Raw genomic sequence first — 13566 nt, 5'->3', positions numbered from 1 at the left:
CGTGGGGTTTTTAGCTGAGCCAGGAATCGAGGACTTCCGCTGCGAGTCCGACCGCGCTGGGGATACCGCCTCGGGCACTCTCGGTCAGACCCAGGCGCAAATCTACGTTTTCACTAACCACCCCGACGACTTCGAGAACGTGCGGTTCCTTGCCGGTCAGGCGGGCAGAAGTCAAAATATCGAGCAAACCGACCTGGTGAGGCGACATTTTCATGGAAAGCAGGCGCGGCACATGGTCCCCGCTCAGGTGCAGGGCTTGACCGGGGGTGCGCCCGTTGCCGGGAGCCACCGAATCCAGAATCAACAGCTGTTCCGATTCCTGCACCACCGGCACCAGCTCCATGCCGCCGGTACCGCCCTCCAGCAGAGCCAACTCACCGGCCTTTTGCGCAGCCTGCCAGGCAGGACGGGTCGGCAGGAGCTGCTGGAGGCCAGCCAAAATCTGTAGGCCGATACCGTCGTCACCCATAATTGGGTTGCCCACCGCCAGGACGGTAAAACGCGCCCCGGCCCAGCCGGTGGCATCGACGTCAGAAATATCCGGCAACGGAACCTGACCATCGAGCGGGTCCGGGGCGTCTGGTGAAAGGGAACACTCAGCGGAACGATCCGCTTGAGTAATCGCGGCAGGCTTTCGAGCCATCAAAACCTTTCTACAGTTCGGGGGCATCAACCGGCTTAGACGTGCGACGCATCCACACACCGCCGGAAATCATGGCCGAGATACCGCCGTGACGTTCTAGGGAATCCGCCCGGAAAGCCAGGTAGATATGCGCAATCACGAAACCCCAGAGCAGGAACATGATGGCGGCGTGAATCAGCCGCATTTGCGGAATACCAATCCAGTCGTTCGGAGCGGCCATAATCTGCCAGAACAGACCCTCGTAGCGGTGGGGCAAAGCGTAAAGCGCCAGGCCAATGACCATTTGGAAAGCGCCCAGCACGTAAATGGACGTGTAGGTGAGCTGCTGCAGCGGGTTGTGCGCCACGTACAGCGGGCTTTCCTTGCGCAGGAACAGGTAGAACCCCAACGTCTCGCCCAGGTGTTTCCAATCTTGCTTTTTCTTTAACGGCCAGAACGTTTCCCAGCGCATATAGCGGTCCTTGGAAACGAAAGCGATAAAGACCCGGATCACGCCGACCGCAATCCAGGTGAACGCACAGGTGAAGTGGATAAAACGCATAATCCCCATCAGATACCCGATTTCGACACCACGGAAGAACGTGTCACCAAAGAACGGATCCATGATGTAGTACCCGGTGATGGACAGCATCACAATCAACAGTACGTTCAGCCAGTGCAGGAAACGCAGGCTTGCGGACCACACGCTCAAGCGTACCCAGTCCTCCGTGGTGGGGGTCAGGTCGCCGCCCTGCAAGCCGGTGCCGACCGGGCGGACGTTAACGAAGCCTTCCATCTGGAACGGGCTGAGTTCACCGTTTTCGTCCACGGTGGCGGTGGCGACCCCCAGGCAGCGGTAGCCACGCGAGCCCGCCATCTGGGCGTTCTTGCGCAACAGGGTACGCTGAGCGCGCTTGGGCTGAGCCACGTTCATGACGGATTCCAAATCGCCGCGCGCAATCACGGTCGGTTTCGATTCGCCCGTCTTGGTGCGCCGCATGTCAGCGATACGCGCCAGGGAATAGCGACGTTCGTGCGGAGGATCGAAGTCCGCGGCGGGAATGTCAACGTTCGGGGCGCCGTGGCGGAAACGGTAGCGCAGGGACTCCTTAAGGGCGACATCAACCGGGTCGGTGCTGCCCTCGGGAGAAACCGCTGCCATCGCCAAGAGACGACGCATCGACAGGTCAGAGCAGCTGAAGCCGCCGCCAACCTCGATACCGTTCGCCTGGTTGCTGTCCGCCGCAAAGAACTGAATCTGGTTTTGTCCCTGCGGGGACGCGCCGGAAGCTGGGCTGGCCTGCACGGTTCCCGTGGCCGTGCCTCCGGTCAACGAATCCGGGGCAGGAGTGCTCTCGGTACTCATGAGGTCACCGCCTCGCCAATCAGTTTCCCGTCCGGATCGAGGATGTGCACCCCGCAGGACATGCACGGATCATAAGAGTGGATGGTGCGCATCGGCTCCAGCGGGGCCTTCGGATCGACCAGCGGGTGAGTGCCAGTGCCCATTAAGGATTCTTCATAAGGACCCGTCACGCCGTTGGCATCACGACCCCCGGCCAGCCAAGTGGTAGGCACGACCGCCTGGTACCGCTCGACCCTGCCGTCCTTAATGGAGACCCAGTGGGATAGGTTGCCACGGGCGACCTCAACGAACGAGTAACCCTCGCACTGCGCCGGCCAGCTGGACGGCTCCCACTTGCTGGCATCGAAAACGTCAATCCGGCCTTCCTTAATGTTGTCGACCAGGGCGTTGTAGTCCTCCAACAGCAGCTGGGCGGAAACCGTGGCTTCCGCGGCGCGAGCAAAAGTGCGCCCCATCGTGGAGTTAATCTGTGCCGGGGTAATCCCCAGGGTATCGATAGCCCCATCAACGAGCTTTTTGACCGGTTCGTAGCCCTGAGCGTAGGCCAGCATCATGCGTGCCACCGGTCCGACCTGCATCGGCTTGCCGTCATAGCGTGGCGCTTTCGACCAGGTGTACTTATCGTTGTCGCTCAGCCATTCAAAAGGTGGCTCGGGGCCGGTGTACTTGACGGTGGTTTCGCCCTTGTCCGGGGTCAAACCTTTATCGTCACCCACCGAGTACTCGTACCAGGCCGAGCTGATGAACTCTTCAATCTTGTGCGGATCGAAGGGGAGAACCTTGCTGATGTCTCCGTCCATGATGACCCCCGGCTTAATGGCCGTGTGTGAAGAGGAGATACGGGACTTATTGGGATCACCAGCAAAAATGGACCCGGACAAACCGACCGCGAGGTAGTTCGGGTGGGTTGCGCCAATATCGAAGTAGTCCTTGTAAACTCCGGCAATCGCCAATACATCGGGGTAGTAGCAGTCATTGACAAACTCGACGATTTCGTCAATCCAAGTCTTGATTTGATCCATCTGGACTTGGTTGATGGATTCTGACGAGTTCGGGTCAATAGAGCAAGCCATGCCTCCCACCAGGAAGTTCGGGTGGGGGTTCTTGCCGCCGAACACCGTGTTGATACGAATCATGGACCGCTGGAATTCCAAAGCATCTAGGTAGTGCGCGACGCACATCAGGTCAGCTTCGGGAGGCAGGCGGTAGTCGGGATGGTCCCAGTAGCCGCCGGTGAAAATCGACAGCTGGCCGGAATCCAGCACCTGCTGAACCGTGTCCCGAACTTCCGTGAAATGCTTCAGGTTGTTGCCGCGCCACTTGGAACCGATGGAATGCGCGAACTCCAGAGTCTTTTCCGGGTCGGCTTTGGCTGCATTCACCACGTTGACGAAGTCCAGGGCGTGCAGGTGATAGAAGTGAATGACGTGATCTTGGATTTCTTGCGAACCTAGGACCAGGGAGCGAATCAACCGCGCATTTTCCGGCGGGTTAGAGCCAATCGCATTCTCTACCGCGGTGATGGAAGCGATGGCGTGCACCGAGGTGCAAACCCCGCAAATCCTCTGGACGAAGGCCCACACATCGCGGGGATCACGATTTTGGACAATCGTCTCGATGCCACGGAACTGGGTACTGACGCTCCAGGCTTTTTTGATTTGTTTACCTTCGGTTTCCATCTCGATACGCAGGTGACCCTCAATACGGGTCAACGGATCAATGAGAACTTTCTCTGCCATTACTTAGCCTCGCTGTTCTGTTCAGTAGCTTGCTCGGTTGACGACGGGTTCGGGGAACCGGTGGGAGCGTCGCCGAATGCGGCCATCGGGGAGTTCTTGGTGGCTTTGCGGTCGGCGGCGGCACGGGCGGCGGTCACACCGGCGTGAACCGCCACACCCGCGGCGACAACGCCGGTCAGACCAAGGCCAATCTTTTCTGCGGTGGCCTCCACCCCAAAACCGGGAACTGTAGGCAGTTTCTGGTAGAAAGGCGTGAAACGATCATAGAAATCACGTTCCGTACAACCGATACAGGGGTGACCGGCGCCGATAGGCCAACCGGCCTTGAGGTTCCACTGCAAAATCGGGCAGGGGCTAAAGGTGGAAGGTCCTTTACAACCCACATCGTAGAGACACCAGCCTTCGCGGGCTCCGGCATCGTCGAAGCTGCGCACGTATTGGCCGGCGTCGAAGTGTGGGCGGCGCGGGCACGAGTCGTGGATACGCTGGCCGTAGGCGAACAGCGGGCGACCTTCGGAGTCGAGTTCGGGGGCTTTGCCGTGGGTCAGGATGTAAGCCAGGGAGGCGGTGATGACTTCCCCAATCGGAGGGCAGCCGGACACATTGATGACCTGCTTGTCCTTGATGATTTCGTCCACCCCGACCGCGCCGGTGGGGTTGGGTTTGGCAGCCTGCACCGAGCCAAAGACCGCGCAGGCCCCGACAGCCAGAATCATGGTGGCGTTCTCAGCGGATTCGCGTAGCACCTGCTCGGCAGATTTGCCGCCGATAGTGCAATAGATGCCGCCGTCCTTGAGTGGAATGGAACCGTTTACGACCAGGATGTGTTCCTTCGCGTTCGTGTCGGCCAAGGCCTTTTCGGCGGCTTCCCCGGAGGCGGCCATCACGAGTTCGTTGTAGTCGACGGACAGCAGATTCAGGACAACTTCTTCCACCGTGGTCCCGCCGGAACGCAGTGCAGATTCCATGCAGCCGGTGCATTCCTGCAACTGGAGCCACACCACGTTCGGTTTCGTGATAGCTCCCAGCTTGTCAGCCAGTTCTTCGCCAGCAGTCCGCGCCGCAGAGGCGTGCGCCAGTTCGGGTGTCCCCACCGCGAAGATGGCTGCCAAACCGGCACAGAACTTGACGAAGTCACGTCGGCTCACACCGGCACTGGCAAGGTTTTCTGCGAGCGTACCCGCCCGCCAGGGTTTAATCTCATAGGTCATATTGCGGTCCCTCAGTAGTATCGAATTGGACAACAACGTCCATGCTATTATCCTACCTCGTTTTCGCAGTTGAGCCTAAAAACCGGGTAAAAATTGTATTCCTTTTTCGCAAAATGAAAATGATTAATTCACAGATTTTCCAGCCATTTAACCCACGCGTCGACACCGTCGCCATTCTGGGCGGAAATCTCGATAACCTTCACGCCCGGATTGACCTGCTCGAGGTAGCCGCGGAATTTGTCCATGTCGAAGTTCAGGTAGGGAGCCAAATCCATCTTGTTCACCACCACGATTTTCACCGAGCGGAACATGACCGGATACTTCAACGGCTTGTCCTCGCCCTCTGTAATCGAGAACAGCATGGCTTTCGCGGTCTCGCCGACATCAAATTCGGCTGGGCACACCAGGTTGCCCACGTTTTCGATAATGACCAAATCCAGCTGGCTCAAATCGAGATTGTCCAGGGCGTGATGCACCATGGGGGCATCCAGGTGACATTCCCCGCCGAAACCGTGACCGGTATTCAACAGGGAAATTTGGGCACCGGAGCCGCTCAACCGCTCGGCGTCCAACGGCGTCTCAATGTCGCCCTCAATGATTCCAACCCGCAGTTTGCCCTGTAGCTGCGCCAAAGTGCGCTCCAGCAAAGTCGTCTTGCCCGACCCTGGTGAACTCATGAGGTTCACGACTTTCACCCCGTGTGCGGCGAAAGATTCCCGGTTGTGCTGGGCTAAGTGGTCATTTTCCGCATAGATGTCTTCCAAAATCTCGATGCGTTCGCGTTCGGTGTCGTATCCCGAGTGATCCCCGATAACTTCCGGGTCTGCCACGTACTCGCCGTGGTCGTGGTGGTGGGGATGATCCCCGTGGTCATGTTCGTGTACTGTGCCGTCGTCGTGGCGATGAAAACGTCCCATGTTAGTGATTCCTCTCTGGCGTGACATCTATCGATACCACTCTAAACTCTTCGCCGCTGATTGTCTGGACCTCACGGGAAGAACACTGGCCGCAACGGAAATCCAGATACTCGCCCAGCTGCGTTTTCGCCTGGCATTCCCGACAGACGACGACTGCCGGAATCTCGGTGATGTGCAGCTCGGCGGGACCCCGGAGGGTGCTTTTTCGTACCGCACTCCAAGCAAAGCGCAGCGCCTCGGGCACAACCTGACGCAGATGTCCGACTTCTACCTGGACAGACAGTACTTCGCGTCCCGCCGCCCCGCGCGCTACCACGCGAGCGAGTTGTTGGGACAAGGCGACTTCGTGCATATTGTCTCCTCACTGAGTTTCGGGTTCCTCGCGGCGCATTCCACCTTACCGTTTTCTGCCTTAGGACGTCAGAACTACTAGGCTTAGGGGTGAGCCAGATCGCGGACAGGAGGTTAGAGATGCGCCGAGCGTATGAGTTGCGGGGTGTGGTGCAGGGAGTCGGTTTCCGCCCGCACGTTGCTCAGGTCGCCGCCCAGTTCCCCATCACCGGTTTCGTGGGTAATGACGACGAGTCGGTGTTTATCGAAGCCCAAGGCACGCTTGAGGCGGTGGAGGGTTTCATGGAAACTATGCTGGCGACCCTGCCTCCGCTGGCCAGCGTGTTGCGCAACGTGTCCAAAGACCTGCCCGAGCAGGAGGACGAAACTGAGTTCCGTATCGTGCCTTCCCGCCGTCGTTCCGGCGCCCGCACGTTGATACCCCCGGACACCGCCACCTGTCCCGACTGTCAAGCCGAAATGGCTGACCCGACGAACCGACGCTACCTCTATCCCTTCACCACCTGCACGAACTGCGGACCACGCGCCACCATCATGGTGGACCTCCCTTATGACCGCGACACCACGACTATGGTGAAGTTTCCGATGTGTCCCGCTTGTCACGAGGAATACACGAACCCGACCAACCGGCGTTATCACGCCCAGCCCGTCAGCTGCTACGACTGCGGTCCAGTGCTGTGGGCCAGCCCCGCTGACGTCCCGGATTTGCGCCCACCCGAAGGGGACCGCCGGCCGTTGATAGCCGCGGCTCTGGACGAAGCCCGCCAGCGGCTGCGTGCCGGGGAAATCCTGGCGGTGAAAGGCATCGGCGGCTTTCACCTCATGTGCGACGCCCGCAACGAAGAGGTGGTCGCGCGGCTGCGGAAACGGAAAAATCGGGGGGATAAGCCGTTTGCGGTCATGGTGGGGGATGCTGCGGCTGCGGCCCGGCTGGCTCAGCTCGATGCGGACCAGCTGCATACCCTGCAAACCGCCGCCCGTCCTATTGTGATTGCTCCGTTCGGAGCGGAATATGACTTGGCTCCCGCGATTGCTCCCGGGTTGGGGGACGTGGGGATTTTGCTGCCTTACGCGCCGCTGCACCTGGAGCTGCTGAGCGGGGAATGTGCCCAGATGGCGCTGGTGGCGACGTCGGGAAACCTGGCGGGAGAACCGCTGTGTTTCACGAACGAAGACGCCGCCGAGCGGCTGGCGGGAATAGTCGATGCGTTCGTGTTTCACGACCGCGACATTCACCTGCCGATGGAGGACTCTGTATTTCTGGCTAACTCGCAGGTCACCATTCCTTCGCGGCGCTCTCGGGGCTACGCGCCGCTGCCTGTCGCGCTGTCGCGACCTGCCACCGTGCCGATATTGGCGGTGGGTGGAGAACTGAAAAACACGTTCTGCCTAGCTAACGGAAACTGGGCGCATATTTCGGGGCATATCGGGGATATGGGCACGCTCGCCAGCCAGGAAGCGTTCGACCGAGCGGTGACGCAAATGCTGAACTTCCAGCGACAACGACCCGAGAAAGTTGTGTGTGACCTGCACCCGAACTATTCCACGGTCAGTTGGGCCGAGCGTTTTGCCGCCTCTAACGACATCGAGCTGGCCCAGGTGCAGCATCACGTCGCCCACGCCTATTCCCTGTTGGTGGAACATTCCTGGCTCGATCCGGCGGTCGTAGTGGCGGTGGATGGCACCGGCTACGGGACGGACGGTACCATTTGGGGCGGAGAAGTCCTGAATATTGAGGGTTCGCAGTGGCAGCGAAGTGCGCACGTGCCGACTTTCAGCCTGGTCGGTGGTGACCGGGCAGTGCGCTATCCCTGGCGGGTCGCGTTGGGGATTGCCCACGATTGGGGCTTGGACTGGATTACGGAGATAATCAGCGCCGAAATCGGGGAGCGACAAGGCAAATCAACCGAACTGGAACTGGTGAAAAGCCAGCTTGCCAGTGGTTTCGGGGTGAGCACGACCACCAGTTGCGGGCGGATGTTCGATGCGGCCGCGGCGATTTTAGGGATTCGCACCGAGGTGACCTATGAGGCTCAGGCCGCGATGGAACTGGAACGCGTGGCTACCGGCTGGGTAAAAGCCCACCCGGAGGCAGTTTTGCCACAGGTGGACAGCTACCTGGAACTTGTCGAGCAGTTGGGGGAGGCTGACCGGCCGGTCGGTCAGCGGGCTTGGGCTTTCCACGTGGGGTTAGCGCAACTGTTGGGGAATCAAGCCCGTCAAGCCGCCGAGCAGGCCGAAGCAAAAACGGTGGGATTGACCGGTGGGGTCGCCCTCAATCGCCTGTTTACCAGATACTTTGTGGATTTTCTGGAGGAGAGCGGATACCGGGTACTGACCCACCGCAACGTTCCGCCCAACGATGGGGGTCTGAGCCTGGGGCAAGCGTGGGCGGCAGTTCTCGGCGCGTGCTGAAGGGGCAACTCTACGGTGCCAACTCTGGTAATCTCGCCACTGCTACCAGGCGGGTGTGGATTATAGGGGGAGATATGCCCGATTGCTGCCAATAATGGCAGCTACCCGGCTATTCTCCCCCTATAAATACAATCCAGTTGGATACACCGAGATTTTCGCAGGCTTTTTGAGTTAGCAAATCCGCGGCAGCGGGTCGCCGACCAGCATATCTATCATGCGGGTGCCGGAAAACGCGGTTACCATCACGACCGAGGACTCCGGTTTGGACACAACCCTACCGATATTCGCCGCTTCCTCGCCGCCGGGCAGTTTCCGCAGCGCCGCCACGGCCGCATCGGCCTGGTCAGCCGGAACCACAGCCACAAACATGCCCTCGTTGGCGACATAAATCGGGTCAATCCCCAACATGTCGCACGCTCCACGAGTCATCTCGTGCACCGGCACGGCCTCATCCTCGATGGCGATGCCCCAGCCGGTCGCAATCGCCAGCTCATTCAACACGGTTCCCAAGCCGCCGCGGGTTGCGTCACGCATCCAGCGGGTCTCTGGAACCGCCTCTATTAGGGCTTCCACCAGGTGATTGACCGCTCTGGTATCGGATTTGATGGGAGCCTGAATAGCCAGGTCACCCCGCGCCATCATGACCGACATACCGTGGTCAGCAATCGCGCCGGACACAATCAGGCGATCCCCGCGCTGCACTTTGCTGGCGCCCAGTTCCCTACCTGCCGGCACAATCCCGACCCCGGCTGTGTTGATGAACAGCTTGTCGCCACTGCCCTGGGGCACGACCTTGGTGTCTCCGGTGATAATCCGCACCCCCGCCGCCTCGGCGGCATCGCGCATTGCCTGGACTTCCCGGCGCAAATCTGCGATGGGCAGGCCCTCTTCCAGGATGAAACCGGCACTGATGACTTTCGGAATAGCCCCGCTGACCGCCAGGTCGTTGACCGTGCCGTTCACCGCCAGTTCCCCGATGGAGCCGCCGGGGAAAATCAGCGGATTGACCACATAAGAATCGGTAGACATCGCGAGTTTGCCGCCCACCGGGCTTGTGCCCTCCGCGGTCAAACCCGTGAGCAGTTCCGCTAGGGGAAGCACCCCGGCGTCGGTCAGCTCCTCGAGAACCTCGTTGCCGTAACCGGGGACGAAAACCTGTTCGACCAGGGCTGCTGAAGCCTTACCCCCCGCCCCGTGAGAAAGCGTCACATAGTCGTCTTTCAGCTGCATTCCGCGGCGGCGTACCCGCGCGATATTCGAGTTCACTTGCGATTCATCTTGGTTTAGGCGGTTTTTCGGATCCACACATTGATAATCGCACAAACGACTCGCCTTTTTCATCTTTTGGACGGACTGGGAAAATGCAAGTAATCTGGAATGGTAGATGGAAGGGGGGCAGCCGATGTGTTTGGGAGTGCCTGCCGAGATTGTGGCATTTGACGAGGCGGAAAGCGGACGGGCGAAAGTGTCACTGTCCGGGGTGGAACGCATGATTTCCACGGATTTGCTGATGGACGAGGACGTCAAGGTCGGCGATTGGGTGCTGGTGCACGTTGGTTTCGCCATGTCCAAGATTGACGCTGCGGAAGCCGCCACCACCCTGGATCAAATTAAGAAACTGGGCCAGTTTGAGAGCGAGTTGGAACAGTTTAAGACGACTTCGGCGGATTAGGGCATCCTGTCCCCGGCGCCCGCACGAAAGCCTGTCGAGGAATCTGTCGAGAAGAGAGCAATCACGAGATGAAGTACGTTGACGAATTTCGCGACCCCGAGTTCGCCCGGAAACTGGTCGGTCGCATCAACGCTGAGGCCGCCCATTTTGAACGCCCGCTGGCGTTTATGGAGATTTGCGGAGGCCACACCCACACGATTTACCGTCACGGGTTGGAGCATTTGCTGCCGGAAAACGTCCAGTTTATTCACGGTCCCGGCTGTCCGGTGTGTGTTATTCCGATGGGACGGGTGGATGATGCGCTGTGGCTGGCGAATCAGCCGGACGTGATTTTGACGACTTTTGGGGACATGATGCGGGTTCCCGGTTCACAAGAGTCTTTGCTGCAGGCTCGTGCGCGCGGTTGCGATGTGCGGTTCGTGTATTCCCCGTTGGATGCCCTGAAAATTGCCAAAGAAAACCCGGATAAACAGGTCGTTTTCTTTGCTATCGGGTTTGAAACGACCGCGCCCTCCACGGCAGTGACCCTGGTGGCGGCTCAGAAACAGCAGGTGCGGAACTTTTCCGTGTTTTCCAACCACGTCAAAATTGAGCCGCCCTTGCGAGCTATTGTCGGGGCTGATGAGACACGGATTGACGGGTTTATCGGGCCGGGACACGTGGCGACCGTGGTGGGTTCGAACGCGTTCAAATTCCTGCCTGAGGAATACAACAAACCCGTGGTCGTGACCGGTTTCGAGCCGTTGGATATTTTGCAGTCCGTGGCGATGCTCATCGACCAGTACACCAGCGGGGCGGTAGACCGCGGCGAGACTCGGGTGGAAAACCAGTATTCTAGGGTCGTGCGCGATGGCGGGAATCCGGCGGCTTTGCGGTTGTTGGATCGTGTGTTTGCTACCCGCGACACATTCGAGTGGCGCGGCTTGGGGTGGATGCCGTATTCCGGCATGGGGATTTCTGAGGAGTTCGCTGCCTGGGACGCCGAACGGCTGTTTGACGTTCCCGGCCAGCGGGTGCCTGACCCGCCGGCCTGCGAATGCGGCTCCGTGCTGACCGGGCGGATTAAACCGTGGGAATGCAAAGTGTTCGGCACTGCTTGCTCGCCAGAGAAACCCATCGGGACCTGCATGGTTTCCCCCGAAGGAGCCTGTGCCGCGTTCTATAACTTCGGTCGTATCGACCGGGAGACCGCCCACGCTATCGTGATAGAGGACTAGGCTCGCGGGAACCAGGCTCGCGCCGAGTTGTATGAAATCGGTGATTAGATTGGGGTTGCTGGCTTATATAACCAGCAACCCCGTTTTAAACGCAAATTAGCAACACCCCCGCCCCTCACTCGTGGGCTAAAGGTTATTGTTGTACGCAGTTTGGCTGGTAAACCGAGAAGCTAGCAGTGCCCTACCTGATGGGTGGGCGCGGTAGCCCGCGAAGTTGCCCGCGAGAGCTAGACGTTGAACTTGAACTCGACCGCATTGCGTAAGTTGCGTACATCATAGAAACATCTCCAACTTAATGCTACTTGCCCTCATTTGACACCTTGTGTTATAATCGCGTTAGCTCTCTAGCGACGACACGCGAGCCGCTAGAGAGGGGATAACCCCGAGGGTGGATGGGAGTGGGCTCCGGCCGGAAATTCTCCTCCCACGGTGTAGCACACCGAACGGCCAAGCAGCCGGTAAATCCTCCGACGAAGTGAGCTGGGTAACGCCCTGGCACGGCAGGTCAGGCGCCAGAAGAGGCTGGGTATGGAGTTAGCGCTCCTGTAAAGCAATGGCGGGTCCGCCCATTAGCGAGTTGAGCACGGTACATCAGGCCGCCCAAACAGCAAGCCGGGAAAGCACCCCTCTCCGGATACTTCGTCGTATCTGGAGACTTTCCATGGGAACCTACTCCCCTTCGTCCGATCGGACGCATTACCTCACTCTTCAGGAAGCCGTGGCCGAAGGCTTCGGCGCTTACTCCACGCTCCGCTCGTGGATTGCGCAAGGCCGCCTGCCCGCCTATAAGACCGGTAATCGCGTCAAGGTTCTGCGCGAAGACCTCGAAGCCCTTGCCGTTCCGATGGGCATCGACCCCGTTGAGCCTCACATCAAGGCACTTGTCGATGCCGCTCCCCGTTTGAGTGACGATCAAATCGCCCGCCTTCGAGTTGCTCTCGGGGGTGGTTCCAGGTGAGTTCGCAAGCCTTGAAACCTCTTGAAGAAAAGGTGCTTCGCGGGGTCGAAAAACTTGAAGATAAGAGCTTATCTTCAAGTGAGAGCCCTCAAAAAATCCCTTCTGACCTGGGCTTTCTCTCAACGGCGGCAGAGTTGTATGGGGAGAGCCCCATTGCCGCCGCTCCTTTGGTTGTGGTCGACGGTCTTGACCTCTTCGGTCTCGCCGACCTGTGGAGAGAGTCTCGTGAGGCTCTCACAGGCTCGCGACAGATGTGGGAGGAAAAACACCACCAGTCTGACCTGCTCAACATCAACACACGCGCAAACTTTTCGCGTGAACCTCACGGTGTGCTCGCTCATGGGGGTTACAAACTCCCCGAGGGCATCGAGGAGGACTCGCAGGAGGACCGCGACCTCATGTGGTCGCTGATGGTGACACGTGAGGGGGGCTCTGCCGGTCACGATGAAGGTCTTCCCGAGCGTGCAGGAGCTGACGCGGGTCGAGAACCGTCTCGACTTCGCCCCGAAGGTCGTGAACAAGCAGTTGACGATCGAGAGATTAATGACGTCGCTATATTTACTGAGCGCTGCGACGTCAAGACTGAAGCTTTCACTGGCCTTCCACTTGTGCGCAACGAAGTGTTCAGGACAGAAAGGAGGCAAGGGCGTCTCAACGCCAGAACGCTTCGCATCTCGCGGTGGAGTCTGCGCACCGCCGAGCGCCTGAGAGGTAGAACTTATCGAGTTGCGAGGTGTGTCGCCCTCGCCAGAGCGTACCGCTTGATAGCAATGCACTCGTTCGCCTTCCCTTCGCTACATCTCACATGGTCATATATGGCTGTGCCGCTGTGCCGCTGTGCATAATTATTCTCGTGTATGCATATACTTGTCAATACCAGGCCGCTCTGCAAACCGTGACGCTCGGCACTATACTTAGTCTCCAGAGCGAAAGGAGAGGCAATGTCCGATATGAATATTTCCCCCGAAGAACGCGAAGTCACTCCACGCCCACCACGGTGCGCAGGCGGCGCAAAAGTAGAGATCATCACCTCGCGAGACGTCCCTCTCGGTGGCCCTCGTGCAATGAGCGTTAAGCGCACTCTTCCACAGCGCCAGC

At 59.1% G+C, this 13566-nt stretch carries 11 protein-coding genes; 4 read left to right on the top strand and 7 right to left on the bottom strand.

The features are described from left to right. Positions 1-10 precede the first annotated feature (10 nt). From SPI05_RS07620 to SPI05_RS07595, 6 genes are all read right to left on the bottom strand, one after another. Complete coding sequence (locus SPI05_RS07620) at positions 11-643, bottom strand: hydrogenase maturation protease (protein ID WP_321077532.1); 633 nt, start codon at positions 641-643, stop codon at positions 11-13. Between the two features lie 10 nt (positions 644-653). Continuing rightward, a complete protein-coding gene (gene cybH, locus SPI05_RS07615; protein WP_321077531.1) occupies positions 654-1988 on the bottom strand; it encodes a Ni/Fe-hydrogenase, b-type cytochrome subunit in 1335 nt (444 codons plus the stop codon). Further along, positions 1985-3727, bottom strand: coding sequence for a nickel-dependent hydrogenase large subunit (locus SPI05_RS07610; RefSeq protein WP_321077530.1), 1743 nt, complete (start codon positions 3725-3727; stop codon positions 1985-1987). The genes cybH and SPI05_RS07610 overlap by 4 nt, the downstream gene beginning before the upstream one ends. After that, entirely contained in the window at positions 3727-4938 is a 1212-nt protein-coding gene (locus tag SPI05_RS07605; protein WP_321077529.1) for a hydrogenase small subunit, read from the bottom strand. Before SPI05_RS07605 ends, SPI05_RS07610 begins: the two co-directional genes overlap by 1 nt. Before the next feature lie 128 nt (positions 4939-5066). Then, positions 5067-5855 (bottom strand): hydrogenase nickel incorporation protein HypB, encoded by a 789-nt coding sequence (hypB, locus tag SPI05_RS07600; protein WP_321077528.1) that lies wholly within the window; start codon positions 5853-5855, stop codon positions 5067-5069. Between the two features lies 1 nt (position 5856). Continuing rightward, positions 5857-6207 carry a hydrogenase maturation nickel metallochaperone HypA gene (locus SPI05_RS07595; protein WP_307742385.1) on the bottom strand — a complete coding sequence of 117 codons (351 nt, stop codon included), beginning with the start codon at positions 6205-6207 and terminating at the stop codon, positions 5857-5859. Between the two features lie 89 nt (positions 6208-6296). Between SPI05_RS07595 and hypF the strand changes: the two genes are divergently transcribed. Continuing rightward, on the top strand, positions 6297-8621 hold the full coding sequence (gene hypF, locus SPI05_RS07590) for a carbamoyltransferase HypF (RefSeq protein ID WP_321077527.1): 2325 nt from the start codon (positions 6297-6299) through the stop codon (positions 8619-8621). A gap of 171 nt (positions 8622-8792) precedes the next feature. Here hypF and hypE read toward each other — a convergent pair whose 3' ends face one another. Beyond that, entirely contained in the window at positions 8793-9944 is a 1152-nt protein-coding gene (hypE, locus tag SPI05_RS07585; RefSeq protein ID WP_321077526.1) for a hydrogenase expression/formation protein HypE, read from the bottom strand. Between the two features lie 79 nt (positions 9945-10023). Between hypE and SPI05_RS07580 the strand changes: the two genes are divergently transcribed. From SPI05_RS07580 to SPI05_RS07570, 3 genes are all read left to right on the top strand, one after another. Further along, the gene (locus SPI05_RS07580) at positions 10024-10293 is read left to right on the top strand and encodes a HypC/HybG/HupF family hydrogenase formation chaperone (RefSeq protein ID WP_282922534.1); all 270 of its coding nucleotides are present in this window, start codon (positions 10024-10026) and stop codon (positions 10291-10293) included. A gap of 68 nt (positions 10294-10361) precedes the next feature. Then, positions 10362-11510, top strand: a complete 1149-nt coding sequence (gene hypD, locus SPI05_RS07575; protein WP_321077525.1) for a hydrogenase formation protein HypD — start codon at positions 10362-10364, stop codon at positions 11508-11510. A gap of 661 nt (positions 11511-12171) precedes the next feature. Further along, on the top strand, positions 12172-12468 hold the full coding sequence (locus SPI05_RS07570; RefSeq protein WP_321077524.1) for a helix-turn-helix domain-containing protein: 297 nt from the start codon (positions 12172-12174) through the stop codon (positions 12466-12468). The last annotated feature ends 1098 nt before the right edge of the window (positions 12469-13566 follow it).

Source organism: Mobiluncus sp. (assembly GCF_034180645.1).
Lineage (GTDB): Bacteria > Actinomycetota > Actinomycetes > Actinomycetales > Actinomycetaceae > Mobiluncus.
The sequence above is the reverse complement of the archived record's forward strand: the minus strand, read 5'-3'. Positions and strand labels throughout refer to the sequence as shown.